This window comes from Bradyrhizobium aeschynomenes (assembly GCF_013178945.1).
Classification (GTDB): domain Bacteria; phylum Pseudomonadota; class Alphaproteobacteria; order Rhizobiales; family Xanthobacteraceae; genus Bradyrhizobium; species Bradyrhizobium aeschynomenes.
The window spans coordinates 232,228-247,865 of record NZ_JABFDM010000008.1 but is presented as its reverse complement, the minus strand read 5'-3'; the positions used below and the strand labels follow the sequence as shown (position 1 = coordinate 247,865).

At 66.8% G+C, this 15,638-nt stretch carries 15 protein-coding genes; 5 read left to right on the top strand and 10 right to left on the bottom strand.

The genetic code is table 11. From position 1 onward, the window contains the following. Window positions 1-114: 114 nt before the first annotated feature. Genes HL666_RS23560 through HL666_RS23545 form a run of 4 tightly spaced genes read left to right on the top strand, consistent with a single transcriptional unit; the run spans window position 115 to window position 4,648 of the window. Window positions 115-1,326 carry an ABC transporter substrate-binding protein gene (locus HL666_RS23560; RefSeq protein ID WP_172183891.1) on the top strand — a complete coding sequence of 404 codons (1,212 nt, stop codon included), beginning with the start codon at window positions 115-117 and terminating at the stop codon, window positions 1,324-1,326. Between the two features lie 10 nt (window positions 1,327-1,336). Then, window positions 1,337-3,070, top strand: a complete 1,734-nt coding sequence (locus HL666_RS23555; protein WP_172183890.1) for an FAD-dependent oxidoreductase — start codon at window positions 1,337-1,339, stop codon at window positions 3,068-3,070. Next, the gene (locus HL666_RS23550) at window positions 3,067-3,828 is read left to right on the top strand and encodes an SDR family NAD(P)-dependent oxidoreductase (RefSeq protein WP_172114047.1); all 762 of its coding nucleotides are present in this window, start codon (window positions 3,067-3,069) and stop codon (window positions 3,826-3,828) included. Before HL666_RS23555 ends, HL666_RS23550 begins: the two co-directional genes overlap by 4 nt. 31 nt (window positions 3,829-3,859) lie before the next feature. Beyond that, window positions 3,860-4,648 carry an IclR family transcriptional regulator gene (locus HL666_RS23545; RefSeq protein ID WP_172114046.1) on the top strand — a complete coding sequence of 263 codons (789 nt, stop codon included), beginning with the start codon at window positions 3,860-3,862 and terminating at the stop codon, window positions 4,646-4,648. Here HL666_RS23545 and HL666_RS23540 read toward each other — a convergent pair whose 3' ends face one another. The 3 genes from HL666_RS23540 to HL666_RS23530 form a co-directional block, all read right to left on the bottom strand. Continuing rightward, window positions 4,649-5,272, bottom strand: a complete 624-nt coding sequence (locus HL666_RS23540) for a glutathione S-transferase family protein (protein WP_172114045.1) — start codon at window positions 5,270-5,272, stop codon at window positions 4,649-4,651. A gap of 323 nt (window positions 5,273-5,595) precedes the next feature. Beyond that, window positions 5,596-7,197, bottom strand: a complete 1,602-nt coding sequence (locus tag HL666_RS23535; RefSeq protein ID WP_172183888.1) for an FAD-binding protein — start codon at window positions 7,195-7,197, stop codon at window positions 5,596-5,598. Beyond that, window positions 7,194-8,855 (bottom strand): acetolactate synthase large subunit, encoded by a 1,662-nt coding sequence (locus tag HL666_RS23530; protein ID WP_172183887.1) that lies wholly within the window; start codon window positions 8,853-8,855, stop codon window positions 7,194-7,196. The genes HL666_RS23535 and HL666_RS23530 overlap by 4 nt, the downstream gene beginning before the upstream one ends. 151 nt (window positions 8,856-9,006) lie before the next feature. On the opposite strand from HL666_RS23530, the gene HL666_RS23525 reads away from it, so the two are divergent. After that, window positions 9,007-10,053: a LysR family transcriptional regulator gene (locus HL666_RS23525; protein ID WP_172183885.1), complete on the top strand. Its 1,047-nt coding sequence runs from the start codon at window positions 9,007-9,009 to the stop codon at window positions 10,051-10,053. A 23-nt stretch (window positions 10,054-10,076) separates the two neighbouring features. Here HL666_RS23525 and HL666_RS23520 read toward each other — a convergent pair whose 3' ends face one another. From HL666_RS23520 to lepB, 7 genes are all read right to left on the bottom strand, one after another. Continuing rightward, entirely contained in the window at window positions 10,077-10,481 is a 405-nt protein-coding gene (locus HL666_RS23520) for an ACT domain-containing protein (protein WP_172183883.1), read from the bottom strand. A gap of 17 nt (window positions 10,482-10,498) precedes the next feature. After that, a complete protein-coding gene (locus HL666_RS23515) occupies window positions 10,499-11,485 on the bottom strand; it encodes a glutathione S-transferase family protein (protein ID WP_172183881.1) in 987 nt (328 codons plus the stop codon). Window positions 11,486-11,504: 19 nt separating this feature from the next. Further along, on the bottom strand, window positions 11,505-12,251 hold the full coding sequence (gene recO / locus HL666_RS23510) for a DNA repair protein RecO (RefSeq protein ID WP_172183879.1): 747 nt from the start codon (window positions 12,249-12,251) through the stop codon (window positions 11,505-11,507). A gap of 152 nt (window positions 12,252-12,403) precedes the next feature. Beyond that, window positions 12,404-12,784, bottom strand: coding sequence for a hypothetical protein (locus HL666_RS23505; RefSeq protein WP_172183877.1), 381 nt, complete (start codon window positions 12,782-12,784; stop codon window positions 12,404-12,406). Between the two features lie 2 nt (window positions 12,785-12,786). Continuing rightward, window positions 12,787-13,713: a GTPase Era gene (gene era, locus HL666_RS23500; protein WP_172114037.1), complete on the bottom strand. Its 927-nt coding sequence runs from the start codon at window positions 13,711-13,713 to the stop codon at window positions 12,787-12,789. Continuing rightward, on the bottom strand, window positions 13,703-14,809 hold the full coding sequence (gene rnc / locus HL666_RS23495) for a ribonuclease III (RefSeq protein ID WP_172183875.1): 1,107 nt from the start codon (window positions 14,807-14,809) through the stop codon (window positions 13,703-13,705). The genes era and rnc overlap by 11 nt, the downstream gene beginning before the upstream one ends. Continuing rightward, window positions 14,806-15,567 carry a signal peptidase I gene (gene lepB / locus HL666_RS23490; RefSeq protein WP_172114035.1) on the bottom strand — a complete coding sequence of 254 codons (762 nt, stop codon included), beginning with the start codon at window positions 15,565-15,567 and terminating at the stop codon, window positions 14,806-14,808. The genes rnc and lepB overlap by 4 nt, the downstream gene beginning before the upstream one ends. Window positions 15,568-15,638: the final 71 nt, after the last annotated feature.

The following is a 15,638-nucleotide window of genomic DNA, read 5'->3' as shown; positions in this document are numbered from 1 at the left end:
CGCAGGTGTCGTTGTGCACTGCGCCTGTTTCATTCGTCATTGACAAATCTATTCGCTATTGCCTAACTTCCTGCCATCGCCGCCGATAGAGCGGACAAATCGGGGAGGATCTTCATGCGACGGCAGCTGCTCGCCTGCGCGCTTCTGGCAACGACGTCATTCATCGCGACCAGCGCTGTCGCTCAGGTCTCCGACGACGTGGTGCGGATCGGCGTGCTGACCGACCTCTCTAGCTGGGGGCGGGACAACAGCGGACCGGGCTCGGTCGAGGCGGCGAAGATGGCGGTGGAGGAGTTCGGCCCCACCGTGCTCGGCAAGCCGATCGAGATCATCAGCGCCGATCACCAGATGAAGGCCGATGTCGGCACCACGGTCGCCCGCGACTGGTTCGACAACGGCAAGGTCGACGCCGTGGTCGACATTCCCAATTCCGGCATCGCGATCGCCGTGCACAACATGGTGCGCGAGCGCAACAAGATCGCGCTGCTGTCGGGCCCAGGTGCGAGCTCACTGACCGATGAGCTATGCAGCCCCAACACCGTGCACTTCACTTACGACACCTATGCGCTGTCCAAGGTGACGACGTCGGCGGTGATCGGCCAGGGCGGCAAGACCTGGTACTTCATCACCGCGGACTACGCGTTCGGCCAGCAGTTGGAGAAGGACGCGACGCGCTTCATCAAGGAACTCGGCGGCACCATCCTCGGCGGCGTCAAGCACCCGACCAACACCGCCGACTTCTCCTCGTTCGCCTTGCAGGCACAGAGCTCGAAGGCCGACGTCGTCGCCTTTGCCAATGCCGGCCAGGACACCGACAACGCCATCAAGCAGTCCGGCGAGTTCGGCCTGGTCAAGGGCGGGCAGAAGCTGGTGGGCCTGTTGATGTTCGACACCGACGTGCATGCGATCGGGCTCGAGGCCGCGCAGGGCACCTACATGACGACGGCGTCATACTGGAACATGGACGACGCCACCCGCGCCTGGTCGAAGAAGTTCTTCGCCCGCACCAAGGTGATGCCGACGATGATCCAGACCGGCGTCTACGGCTCGGTACTGCACTATCTCAAGGCGATCAAGGCGGCCGGGACCGACGATCCCAAGGCGGTCATGGCGAAGATGCGCGAGCTGCCGATCGAGGATACGTTCGTCCATGGTGGTAAGCTGCGCGAGGACGGCCGCGTCATCCGCGACATGTATCTCGCCCGCGTCAAGAAGCCGTCGGAATCGAAGGAGCCGTGGGACTATCTGGAAATCGTCAAGACAGTGAAGGGCGAGGATGCGTTCCGGCCGATCTCCGAATCCAAGTGCCCGCTGTTGAAGAAGTGAGAGCACGCGCATGAGCGGAGCTGGTCCCAACAACGGCGACACCTATGATTGCGACGTGCTGGTGGTCGGCTCCGGCTGCGCCGGGCTTTCGGCGGCGGTCACCGCCGCCCATGCCGGGCTGAAGGTCGTCGTCACCGAGAAGGAGCCGCGCTTCGGCGGCACCACGGCGCGATCCGGCGGCTGGCTGTGGATTCCCGGCACGTCGCTCGCCAAGGCCTGGGGCATCGACGAGCCTCCGGAGCTGGCGCGCACCTATCTGCGCCACGAGGCCGGCAACAGCTTTGATGCGGCGCGGGTGGACGCGTTCCTGACCAAGGGGCCGGAGGCGGTCGACTTCTTCACCACCAAGACCGCGCTGAAGTTCGACATGCCGCTGACCTTCCCGGACTATCACGCGGAGGCGCCGGGCGGCACGCAGGGCGGCCGCTCGATGGTGACGCGGCCGTTCGACGGGCGCGAGCTGGGCGACCACATCAAGGATCTCGGCCAGCCCCTGCCCGAGCTCACGGTGTTCGGCATGATGCTCGGCTCCGGCAAGGAGATCATCCACTTCATGCGGGCGACCAAGTCGCTAACCTCGGCATTCTACGTCGCCAGGCGGCTGTCGAAGCATGCGATGGACGTGCTGCGCCATGGCCGCGGCATGACGCTGACCAACGGCAATGCGCTGGCGGGGCGGCTGGCGAAATCGGCCTTCGATCTCGGCATTCCCCTGTGGCTGTCGTCGCCGGTGGCCGAGCTGATCCGCGACGGCGAGGCCGTGCGCGGCGCCGTGGTGACGCGGCAGGACAAGCGCGTCCGGGTCAACGCGCGGCTCGGCGTGGTGCTGGCCTGCGGCGGATTTCCGCATGATGTCGAACGACGCAAGGCGATGTTTCCGCATGCGCCGACTGGCCATGAGCATTTTTCGCCCGGTCCTGTCGGCAACACCGGAGACGGCTTGCGGCTCGCGGAAGCCGTCGGCGGCCGTGTCGAGGACGGGCTGCCGCATGCGGCGGCCTGGGTGCCGGTCTCCGTCACCACCCGCAAGGACGGCAGCAAGGGCGTGATGCCGCACTTCATCGATCGCGCCAAGCCGGGCGTGATCGCGGTGACCGCGGATGGCGTGCGCTTTGCCAACGAGGGCAATTCCTACCACGACTTCGTGCAGGCGATGGTCAAGGCGGCCAAGCCCGGCCGGGAGATCGCGGCCTTCTTGATCACCGACCATCGCAGCTTGCGCCGCTACGGCCTCGGCTGCGTGCCGCCGTTCCCGATGCCGCTCGTGCATCATCTCAGCAGCGGCTACCTCAAGCGCGGCGCGACGCTCGCCGAGCTCGCGCGCGTGACCGGCATCGATGCGATGTCGCTGGAAGCCACCGTCGCCGCGTTCAACGCCGACGCTGCGCTCGGCCAGGACCCGAGCTTCGGCAAGGGCTCGCGCGCCTACAACCGCTACCAGGGCGATGCGCTGCACGGGCCGAACCCCTGCGTCGCGCCGATCAAGGACGGGCCGTTCTACGCCATCAAGATGGTGATCGGCGATCTCGGCACCTATGCCGGCATCCGTACCGACGAACATGCGCGCGCGCTCGACGCGCAGGGCCAGCCGATCGAGGGGCTGTACGCTGCCGGCAACGACATGGCGAGCATCATGGGCGGCAACTATCCGGGCGCAGGCATCACGCTGGGACCGGCGCTGACCTTCGGCTATATTGCCGGCCGGCATCTCGCCGAACGCGCCAAGCAAAGGAGTGCCGCATGAGCGACCAGCAGATGTTGGCCGGGAAGCTCGCGCTGGTCACCGGCGCGGCGCATGGCAATGGCCGCGCGATTGCGCTGGGTCTTGCCGGCCGCGGCGCCGACGTCGTCATCACCGACATCGACCTGGAGGGCGCCGAGCGCTGCGCCGCGGAGATCCGCGGTCACGGCCGCAAGGCCTGGGCGCACCGGCTCGACGTCACCGACGCCGCCGGCTGCAAGGCGCTGGCGGCGCAGCTGCGCGCCGAGGTCGGCGCGATCTCCATTCTCGTCAACAATGCCGGCATCATCATCCGTGAGAACATCGACTCGCCCCGCGCCGCGGAGAATTGGCAGCGCGTGCTCGACGTCAATCTCAATGGCGTGTTCAACGTCACCTATGCGTTGCTCGCCGCGTTGCGCGAGACGCGCGGCACGATCGTCAACATCGCCTCCGTCGCCTCCTTCATCGGCATCAGCAACACGCTCGGCTATTCGCCGTCCAAAGGCGGCGTGAAGTCGCTCACCCAGGCGCTGGCGCGCGAGCTCGCCGCCGACGGCATCCGCGTCAACGCGATCGCGCCCGGCGTGATCGCGACCGCGATGACGGAGTCGACCCGCAACGATCCCGAGCGGCTCGCCGGCTTCATGAGCCGCACGCCGCTCGGCCGCGTCGGCCAGCCCGAGGAGCTCGCTGGCCCGGTGGCGTTCCTGGTCTCCGACATGGCGTCCTACGTCAACGGCGTCACGCTGCCGGTCGACGGCGGCTTCCTGGCGGTGTAGGCACGGCGCCGGACCAGGGGCACAACAAGACATGGGACGAGAGAGCCGCGGCATCCAGTCGATCGAGGTCGGCGGCACCTTGCTGCAGGCACTGGCGCGCAGCGGCGAGCCGATGATGCTGCGCGACCTCGCGCGCGAGGCCGGGCTGCCGCCGGCCAAGGCACATCCCTACCTCGTCAGCTTCTCGCGCATCGGTTTGATCGAGCAGGACGAAACCACCGGCCGCTACGAGATCGGCCCGCTCGCGCTCGAGCTCGGCCTGATCAGCCTGCGGCGGCTGTCGGCGGTCCGGATCGCCACCCCGAAGATCGCAGCGCTCGCCGGCGCGATCGATCACGCGGTGTCGCTCGCGGTCTGGGGCACCAACGGCCCAACCGTGGTGCGGCTTGAGGAGCCGAGCCATCCGGTGCACATCGTGATGCGCGTCGGCTCGATCATGGCGCTGCTGGAGACGGCGACGGGCCGCGCGTTCGCGGCGTTCCTGCCGCCGAAGACCGTGAAGGCCGCGCTCGACACCGGCCTCGATCATCTCGGTGTCGGCTACAATCCGAAGCGCGCGCCGAAGAGCCCGAAAGTGGCGGAGATGCTGGCCGAGGTGCGCGCACAGGGCCTGGCGCGCGCCATCGGCGATCCGCTGCCCGGCGTCAATGCCTTCGCCGCACCGGTGTTCGATCACGCCGGCCACGTCGCACTGGTCATCACCGCGATGGGCCCGGCCGGCACCTTCGACGCCGGTTGGCAATCGCCGCTCGCCAACCGCCTGCGCGCCTGCGCGGCCGAGATCTCCAAGCAGCTCGGCCACGGCACGGTGCAGCCCTAGCTACGCGGCGGCCGGCTGCTTCTCGGGCCACGGCTCGGCCCAGGCCGGCAACCGCATCAGGCCGTCGAGCCAGCGCACCACGTTCGGAAACGTCTCCAGCGGCATCTCGGCCTCCCGCCAGTCGGTCGCCATCGAAGCCGCCGCGAAGTCGGCGATGGTCAGCCGGTCGCAGGCGATGTGGCTGTGTGCGCGCAGATGGGCATCGAGCACGGACGCGAAGGTTTTCAGCGGCGCGACCTTGTCGACCAGCGAGGCCCGGTTCGGCGCGCCGAGACCGAAGTTCTTGCGCACGATGTGCTCGAAGTAGAACGGCGCGACGGCCGGGTTCCAATGGCTGTCGGTCCACGCCAGCCAGCGCAGCACCTCGACCTGCTCCGGCGGATTGCGCGCCGGCCACATGTCGCAACTCTCGCGGACGCAGAGATGCGCCATGATGGCGGTGGACTCCCACAGCACGGTGTCTCCATCGACCAGCACGGGTGCCTTCATGTTGGGATTGAGCGCGGCGAACTCCGGCGTCTTCAGGCCGCGGGTGATGTCGATGAACTCGGCCGGCACGCCGAGATGCTTGACCAGCGCCAGCACGCGGCGCGGGGCCTGGGCCTTGATCCAGTAGATCTTCATCAGGGGGTCTCCATGGCTGATGCCTTGAAGACGAACGCGCGAGGGGCGGATCGACAGGGGCTCGCGAAAAAATCGTGATGACGCACACTGTCTCACCGTCGTCATTCCGGGGCGCGCGTAGCGCGAGCCCGGAATCCATAACCACGACTGTGATTGAGGAGCCGAGATAGACGCCCACGGCCATCTCGCCCAAGCAACGACAGCCTGTGGGTATGGATTCCGGGCTCGCCCTGCGGGCGCCCCGGAATGACGTGTGGAGAGATCAAGCCGCTCACGAGCGACGCGCCTGTCTTGCGGAACATCGCCCGGCGTTGCCGCGCTCCTCACATGGCCCGCACCGCGGCGCGCGCGGTCAGAATGCAGCCCGGCAGGAATGTTCCCTCCAGCGAGCGCTTGCCCGAGGCGCCGCCGCCGCCGAAGCCGGCCGCTTCGCCGACGGCGTAGAGGCCGCTGATCGGCGCGCCCGCCCCGTCGAGCACGCGGCTGTGCAGATCGGTCTTGAGGCCGCCGAGGCTCTTGCGGGTGATGAGTTGCATGTGGATGGCGATGTACGGCCCTGCTCCAGGCGCCTGCAGCGGCGCGGGCTTGCAAGTGCGGAGCTTGTCCGGGCCCCATTGTCGCGCGTGCAGGATGCGGCGGATCTGATCGTCGTTGTGGAGCTTGTCGCCGTTCGCGAAGTTGGCGTCGAAGGCGTCGGCGGTGGCCTGGAGCACTTCTGGCTTCACGTCATCAGTTCCGGTCAGCGCGTTCATCTTCGCGGCGAGACCTGCCAGCGTCTCGTCGACCAGGAAATGCCGGCTCTCCCGCTGCATCTGCCGGACCAGACGATGATTGCCGAGCAACGTCTCCTTGAGGAACATCGGCATCTGCCGCTCGCGGATGCGTAAGTTGTGCTCGGCGCCGGAGATGGCGAACTCCTTGGCGGCGATGCGCCAGTTCAGCAGATGCCACGTATACGGCTTCTCCTGCGCCGCGACGCGCTGACAGAGATCATGGGTGTCGAAGCCGGTGACCAGCGGCGCCGGGCCGATGCGCTCGCCGCGATGGTTGAGCCATAGCGCCGATTTGCACGGCACCAGCGACAGGCCATGGCCGTCGAAATGCGGAAACGGATGCGGGATGCCGGCAGCGTAGTTCCACATCTCGCCGGCGTGAGTAATCTCGGCACCGAGCATCTCGGCCGCATGGTGATGCAGCTTGCCGTCCGCGAATGGATGCGCGCCGTTGAGCATCGATGCCGGCAGCGGCCGTCCCTGCACCCAGTTGGCACGCGCCTGTTCGTGACCGCCATTGATGCCGCCCATCGCCAGCACCGTCAGCGGCGCGGCGATGCGGATCTCGGTGCCGGTCTCCTCGTTCACGGCGATGACACCGGACACGGCGCCGCCATTGCGATCGAGGCTGACGACGCGGTGCCGGTGCAGCACCGTCAGCCGGCCGCCGCTGTCCGCCGCGCGCATCGCATCGATCATCACGCGCGTCAGCCGCTGCGAGGTGCCCCAGACGATGTGATAGCGCGGCAGCGCATTGCCGTCGCCCACAAGGCCGCGCTCGACCCAGTTCACCGCCGGCATGAAGGTCACGCCGTGCGACGAGAGCCAGTCATAGACGTGGCTACGCGAATGCTCGACGTAATAGCGCGCCCATTGCAGCGGCCAGTGCTCGCTCGCATCGAGCTCGCCGAACCTGATCCAGTCGCGCAGCGCGATCTCCGGCGTATCCGGGATCTTCATGCGCGCCTGCAAGGGCGTGCCGACCAGCGCCATGCCGCCGAACGCCCACAGCGCCAGCCCGCCGAAACGTTCCGGCGTGTCGCGATCGACGATCACGACCGATTTGCCGGCGCGCAGCGCCTCCAGCGCGGTGACGATGCCGGCGAGGCCGCCGCCGGCGATGACGACATCGGATTGCAGCATCGCGCTCACGGCGCGATCTTGCGCTTGAGCATGCGCGCCACCGACAGCGGCATGCGGTCGAGCGATCCGAGCAGATGCGGCAGCAGCTTCAGCTTGAGCCCGCTCAGGGCCGGCGGCACCATGGCCTCGATCAGATGCGGACCAGGCCGGGCCAGCGCCCCCTCCAAGGCATTGGTGAATTCGTCGGGCGTGCTGACACGGGTCGACCGCACGCCCATGCCGTCGGCGATCTGCGCCAGCTTCAGGACAGGCCCATGCAGGTCGAGCTGCGCCTTGGCCTTCGGTCCGACCTCTTCGGCTCCGACCCGCTCCAGCTCGACATTGAGCACCGAGTAGGAGGCGTTGTTGAAGATGATGGCGGTGACGTTGAGCCGCTCGCGCGCGATCGTCCACAGCGCCTGGATCGTGTACATCGAGCTGCCGTCACCGATCAGCGCAATCACCGGGCGGTCCGGACAGGCGATCGCGGCGCCGATGGCATTCGGCAGTCCCTGCCCGATGGCGCCCCCGGTCAAGGTGATCAGGTCATGCCGCGGCGCGCCCGCCGTGAACTTCGACAGCATCAGACCGGAGCTGATCGCCTCGTCGACGATGATGGCATTCTCGGGCAGCAGATGGCCGACGGCCTTGCAGACCTTTTCCGCCGTGAGCTTCTTGCCGCGCGGACGTCCCGGACGCCATGGAGCCGATAGCAGGGGCGTGGCGGTCTCGGCTCCGAGGGCCGCCGCAAGCGCGGTCAGACTGCCCGGGGCGCACTGCGCCGGCGTCGACAAGGTCATGACCCGGCAGCCGTCGTGCGGCAGATAGCTCTTCTTGCCGGGATAGGCGAAGAACGACACCGGCGCCTTGGCATCCACCAGGATCAGCGTATCGATCTCCTTGAGCTGGATCGAGACCATCTCGGCGAGATAAGCGATGCGCTCGACCGGCGGCAGGCCGGCGCCGCGCTGCATGCGCGTCGGAAACGTCTCGGCGAAGATCTTGACGCCGCAGGCCGCGGCAATGCGCGCAGCCGGTAGCAGCGAATCCTCGTGCAGCGCCGTGCCACCGAGCAGAATGGCGCTGCGGCCTCCGGCCTTGATCGTCGCGGCGACGGCCTGGACCGTGGCGTCGTCGGCCGCCGGCGGCGGCTCGATCACCGGTCCCGGTTCGGCAACGCCGCCCTCACCCCAGGACACGTCGGCCGGCAGGATCAGGGTCGCGACCTGCCCTGGCCAGGAGCACGCCGCCTTCACGGCGGCGACCGCGTCGCGGCACAGCTCGGAGGTGACCTGCGAGGTCCAGACAAATCCGGGCGAGACGTTGCGCGCGACGGTCTCGATGTCGGACTGCAGCTGCGCGTCATACTGGACGTGATAGGTGGCGTGGTCGCCGACGATGTTGACCAGGGGCACCTTGCCCTTGCGCGCATTGTGCAGGTTGGCGAGGCCGTTGCCGAGCCCGCAGCCGAGATGCAGCAGCGTGGCCGCAGGCATGCCGGTCATGCGGGCGTAGCCGTCCGCCGCCCCCGTCGCGACGCCTTCGAACAGGCACAGCACGGCGCGCATCTCCGGCGCGGAATCCAGCGCCGCAACGAAATGCATCTCAGACGTGCCGGGATTGGTGAAGCAGACCCGAATGCCGGAATTGACCAGGGTCCGTAGCAGAGCTTGCGCGCCGTTGGGCATGAAAAGCCTCTTATAGGGCGACGCCTTGTCTCGAGCGCGAGCTGATCGGCCTCGCTCCGGCGTTCCCCGCAATTGTTTGTACCATTGTGGGGTTGACCGTCTCAGAAATCCAATGAATTGTTATGGCTTGATCAATGAGTTGGGATCATCAATGCACACGCCGACGTTGCGTCAGTTGCAGCAGCTGGTCTATCTCGCGGAAGAGCGGCATTTCGCCCGGGCGGCCCAGCGCGCCCATGTCACCCAGTCGGCCCTGAGCCGAAGCCTGCAGACGTTGGAGGACGCCGCGGGAATGCGGCTGTTCGACCGCAGCTCGCGCTCGGTGGAGATCACCGCAGTCGGCGAGCGGCTGGTCGCGCGAGCCCGTTCGCTGCTGTCGGGCGCCGACGATCTCGGCCGCGAGATCAGGCTGCTCCGCTCGGGAGACGCCGGCCAGGTGACGGTGGGCGTGGGCGCGTTCACCGGCCTGACCCTTCTGCCGGACGCCATGGCACGGCTGTATTCCGAGCATCCGTCCGTGCGCATCAAACTGGTGCAGGACAATTGGCGCATGCTGATGGAGGTGCTGCAGCAGGGAAAGCTCGACTTTTTTCTAGCGCACATCACCGAAATCCGCGCTGACGACAGCCTGGACGTCGAGCCGCTCGGAAGTCTGCCCGGACACTTCTACTGTCGGCCAACTCATCCCTTGGCAGGCCGGCGCGAGCTTTCCGCCCGCGATCTCGCCGGCCAGCACTTCGCCTCCGTCGCACTGCCGCCGGAATTCAGCCGGCGACTGGACGACCTGATCGCTGCACCGGGCGGACGCGGCTTCGACGTCGCACTCGAATCCGAGAATGCGGGTCTGCTGGTGCAGATGGCATTCCGTTCGGATATCGTTCTCGTCGCGGGAGATGCGGTGCTCACCCACGAGCTTGCCTCCGGTCAATTGGTCCGGCTCAATGTCGCCGAGCTGAAAGAGCCTCGCGCGTCGGACCTGCTGCTGGCACAGTTCGGCATCTTACGCCTGAAGGGCCGGACCCTGTCGCCCGCGGCGCTGATGCTGATGGACATGGTGCGCGCGCAGGCCGCGCGAACACTGACCGGACCACGCCGGCCGCCAGCCCCCCGCGCCGCACGCAACATGCAGCGACCTCGGCCGCCCTCACGCAAGAAGGCGCCTCCATCGAGACGTGAGCACAGCAGGGGCAAAGTCTGACCGGCGCGCAGGCCCTGCGCAGATCACTTGAGGCTATGGGACATCTCCCGCAGAACGCTCAGCGCCTGCTCTCCCTGAACTTCCGGTACGAACAGGTGATCATGGTGGAAGGCCGAGACCGCATTGACGCTGATGCCGGCGGCAGCCAGCGCCGTGGTCACGGCGGCGAGGAAGCCCACCGCGTCGAGCGCGGAGTGCACTGACAGCGTGATCAGGCGGGCGGCGAACTGATAGGACAGCCCGGCCTGCTCGGCCTCCTCACGCCGTACAATCAGCGTGATGCCTTTGCGCTCCCGAAACAGCATCAGCGGCGTCAGTGCCGCGGGAGGCGCCTCGCCGGGAGAGAGGCAGCAGAACACGAAGACGCCATCCTGCAACTCGGGCGTCATGTTCAGCAGCAATGCACGGAGGTGACGCTCTCCTTCCATCTCGCCTGCCATGGCCGTCAGGATTTGGCGAGCCGCTCGCGGCCATGCGGCGCGGCGAAATCCTGCTCCGGTCCGACCGGCACGATGCCGGTCGGATTGATGGTGCGGTGGCTCTCGTAATAGTGCCCCTTGATGTGCTGGAAACTCACCGTGGCCGCGATCCCGGGCCATTGATAGAGATCGCGCGTGTAGGCCGACAAATGCGGATAGTCGGCGATGCGGCGGATGTTGCACTTGAAGTGGCCGACATAGACGGCGTCGAAGCGGATCAGCGTCGTGAACAGCCGGATGTCGGCCTCGGTCACGGCATCGCCGAGCAGGAATCGGCGCGTGGACAGCCGCTGCTCGAGCCAGTCGAGCGTCGCGAACAGCGGGCCGATTGCTTCCTCATAGGCGGCTTGCGTGGTGGCAAAGCCGCATTTGTAGACGCCGTTGTTGAGCGTGTCGTAGATGCGCGCATTGATCGCGTCGATCTCGCTGCGGAGCGCCTCCGGATAGTAGTCGCCGGGCTTGGCACCGATACCATCGAAGGCCGAATTGAGCATGCGGATGATCTCGGACGATTCGTTGTTGACGATCGTCCGCTGCGCCTTGTCCCACAGCACCGGCACGGTCACGCGGCCGGAGTAGCGTGGATCGGCCGCGGTGTAGACCTGATGGAGAAGCTGCGCGTGATTGATGTCATCGGCCACGACGCCGGGGCCGCCGGCAAACGTCCAGCCCTGCTCGCGCATCAGCCAGTGCACCACCGAGACCGAGATGAAGGCGTCGAGGCCTTTCAGCGCGCGCATGATCAGGGTGCGGTGCGCCCATGGGCAGGCCAGGCTGACATAGAGATGATAGCGCCCGGCCTCCGCCTTGAAGCCGCCGCTGCCGCTCGGCCCCGGACGTCCATCCGCGGTGACGAAGCTGCGGAAGGCGGAATCCTTGCGCACGAAACGGCCGCCGGAGGCTGCGGTGTCGTACCAGACATCGTGCCACACGCCGTCGACGAGTAGTCCCATGATGCTTTCTCCTCCGGGCTCACGCCCGCGCCAGCCGCGCCCTGGCCCGCGTGACCGCATTGATGAAGCCCTCGCGGGCATCCGAGTGGCCTTGCCCGCGCGGCTCCAGCACGTGGCGCAGCAGGAACAGGCCGGTCAGGCGGAAGCCGTCGACGAGGTCCTGGTCGGACCAGCCATGGTCTTCCTCGCTCTCACGCAGGAAGGGCGGCAGCGGCAGCAACCGGTCGGCCCAGGGCGCCCCGGCGCTGCGCGAGACGGCGCCGCCGGATTTCGGCGATACATAGACAAGGTCCGTGGTCTCGCCGGTTGCTGCGCAGGATTCCAGATCGAGCCCGAAACCGAGCTCCGCCAGGATCGCGAGTTCGAACCGCACGATGTGGACGGCGGCGCCGCCGGCGTCGTCGAAATCATTCAGCGCGTGTTCCAGCCGAAAATACATGTCCTCATGCGGATCGCGCTCGGGCAGCAGCCGTGCAAGCGATGCCAGATGCGTCACACCATAGGCGCCGTGCGACGCCGACATCAGCTCAGCCGCGCGCAAGGTCAGCCCGTCGATCGCGTACATGCCGAGATGCTCGTCGAGCCGCGCGCGCCACACCGCTCGCACGGTGTTGCCGGGCTGCAGGACCGGCCGCATGCGCTTGCCGCTGGCGCCGCGAACGAGCCCGAGGTGGCGGCCATGCTCGCGCGTCAACAGCTCCAGCACGGCGGAGGATTCGCCGTGCCGCCGGATGCCCAGCACGATGCCGTCATCGGTCCATTCCATCGGGCAAGTCGTCTCTACTATCCAGGGCGCTCAAACCCAAGCGCCCATCGCGCGACGGCGGACAACGTAGCTTGCACGCCATGCTTCCGCAAACACCCGTCCTTGCGAGCGAAGCTGGACACGCTGCGCGTGGCCTGCCTACATTCCCGCCATCAGGCGTCGAACCAGCCGCGCGCGTCGCCGGTGAACGAGTAGTACAGCCCGATCGTCGTCAGCGCGCAGGAAATCACCTCGATGCCGGCGTCGAGCGTCATGCCCTTCAGGCCGATGACCTGCACCAGCGAGATGCTCGACAGAACCAACGCCGCCAGCAGCACCCAGCGCGGCCAATTCTTGCGGCGCTGAGCCGCCAGATAGACGAAATAGAACAGCAGCAGGATCACCACGCCGTTGAGAATGGTCTCGGTCGTGATCATGCTCTCGGTCCGCTCGAAGGTCGGGGTCCGGTCCGACACGGCAACCGAGAGCGAATCCAACATCAGCGAGATGTAGAGCAGCACTTCGAACCACAACACGTTGCGCGGCACGCTCATCGTCATTCCCTGGGGAACTCGAGCCCCATTTCCCGGTAACGATCGGGATCGTCGCCCCAGTTCTCACGCACCTTCACGAACAGGAACAGGTGCACCGGCACGCCGGTGATCTCGGCGATCTCCTTGCGCGACTGCGCTCCGATCGACTTGATCGTCGCGCCGCCCTTGCCGAGCACGATCTTGCGCTGGCTGTCGCGCTCCACGAAGATCGTCTGCTCGATCCGGATCGAGCCGTCCTTGCGCTCGGTCCAGCTGTCGGTCTCGACCGTGGACTGATACGGCAGCTCCTGATGCAGATGCGAGTAGATCTTCTCGCGGGTGATCTCGGCCGCGAGGTGACGCATCGGCGCGTCCGACATCTGGTCCTCGGGATAATGGAACGGACCGGGCGGCACCATCTCCGCCAGCGCCCGCCTGAGATCGTCGACGCCGTCGCCCGAGATTGCCGAGATCATGAAGGTGCGCGCGAAAGACAGCTTCTCGTTGGCCGCGGCCACCAGCGCCAGCAGCTTTTCGCGCGGCACAAGGTCGACCTTGTTGACGACCAGGATCTTCTCGTGAGCGACCGAAGCCGCCTTGTCGATGATGGCCTGCGCCTCGTCGTCGATGCCCTTCTTGGCGTCGAGCAGCACGCAGACGAGATCGGCATCATGCGCGCCGCTCCAGGCGGTGGTCACCATCGCGCGGTCGAGCCTTCGCTTGGGCGAGAAGATGCCGGGCGTGTCGACCAGGATGATCTGCGAGGCGCCCTCGATGACGATGCCGCGGATCAACGCGCGCGTCGTCTGCACCTTGCGCGAGACGATCGTGACCTTGGATCCGACCAGCGCATTGACAAGGGTCGATTTGCCGACGTTGGGTGCGCCGATCAGCGCGACGAAACCGCAACGGGTATCGGCCCCCCGCACGGCCTGTTGCTCAGCCGTCATTGCTGCCGCCGCTGACGCCTTCACGTTCGATCATCACGGATGCCGCTACCTTTTCTGCCGCGCGCTTGGAGCCGCCGATGCCTTCGGCCGGCTCCAGGCCCGGCAGATCGACGGCGACCCGGAACTGCGGATCATGATGAGGGCCGGTGCGCTCGACCTCGCGATAGACGGGCGTCGGCAGGCCCTTGCCCTGGGCCCACTCCTGCAACACCGTCTTCGGGTCGCGCAGCGGACGCCGCGGCTTGTGCATGCGCTCGGTCCAGTTGCGCTCGACGAAGCCTGCGGCGGCCGTGTAGCCGCCATCGAGGAAGATCGCGCCGATCACCGCCTCGCAGACATCGCCCAGCACCGATTTGCGCAGCCGCGCCCCGGCGCCGGCGCCGACCGCACCGAGCTTGATGTCGTCGAGCAGACCGAGCGACTTGGCGACGTCGGCACAGCTCTCCTTGCGCACGAGGTCGGCGAGCCGCTTCGACAGTTCGCCCTCGTCGGCACTGGGAAACGAGCGATACAGCATGTCGGAGACGATCAGACCGAGCACGTGGTCGCCGAGGAACTCGAGCCGCTGGTAGCTGTCACCGCGCTTCTTGGAGGATTTCAGCGCCGAGACATGGGTGAAGGCGGTGCTGAGCAGCGACGGGTCCGAAAAGCGGTGGCCGATGCGTGCCTCGATCGCAGCATTGGCCGCCTTCTCGGCGGCCTTGGCGCTCTTCGCAGCCCCGGCTCCGGCGCTCTTGGCGCGGCGGCTGCCCTTCTTGCTGCGAGGCGCCGTTTCGGGATCGGTCTCCGCAGCCGGTGCAGCGATGTCCGATCCGCTCAGGATGATCCCGGCGGGCGGCTCGCCGCCGCCATCGACCTTCGGCTCGGTCTTCGCTTCCGCCTTGGCTTCCAGCTTCGGCTCGATCTTGGTTTCAGCTTTGGCGTCAGGCTTAGCGTCAGGCTTGGCGTCGTTCTTGGCGTCGTTCTTGGGCTCTGCCTTCATCTCAGGCTTCGGCCGCGACGCGGCCTTCGGCGCGGCTTCGAGGGCGCGCGCACCGGTTTGCGGGCTCGCCGCAGCGGCCTGCGTGGTCTGGATATCGTGTGAGTCGTCGATCATCGCACGATTTTGAACAGACGTTCCCAACGGATGGACATGGGCCAGCGCCAGAACGCCCAGGCATGCTCGCCTTCCCTGATGGAGAAGAAGATCATCTGGGCGCGGCCGATGATGTTTTCGAACGGGACGTAGCCGACCGCCAACGGCACGCGGCTGTCGGTCGAGTTGTCGCGGTTGTCGCCCATCATGAAGAAGTTGCCGGGCGGCACGGTGTAGACGTCCGTATTATCGTAAGGGCCGTGATCGAAGCAATCCAAGGTCTCGTAGCTGACACCGTTGGGCAGCGTCTCCTTCCAGGCCTTCACGCGCGCGATGGAATCGGCGGTGCCGCAGGGGTCCTCGCCGACGAAATCCTTCAGGCGCTCGCGCTGGACCGGCACGTCGTTGATGTAGAGCAGACCGTCACGCATCTGGATGCGATCGCCGGGCAGACCGATCACGCGCTTGATGTAGTCGATCTCGGTGTCCTTCGGCAGCCGGAACACCACGATGTCACCGCGCTTCGGCTCGGAGCCGAAGATGCGGCCGGAGAAGATGTTCGGCGACTGCGGGATCGAGAAATGGCTATAGCCGTACGAATATTTCGAGACGAACAGATAATCGCCGACCAGCAGCGTCGCCTTCATTGATCCGGAGGGGATGTTGAAGGGCTGGAACAGAAAGGTGCGGATCACCAGCGCGATCAGGAGGGCATGAACGACGACCCGAACGGTTTCCCCGAGGCCGCTCTCAGTCTTGGTTCCGGAGGTCACGCTCATCGCTCTTTCACTGTCCCTGGGCGAATGGTCCGACGATTCGCCAGCCGTTGCATAACACCCCTCCGTCCGCG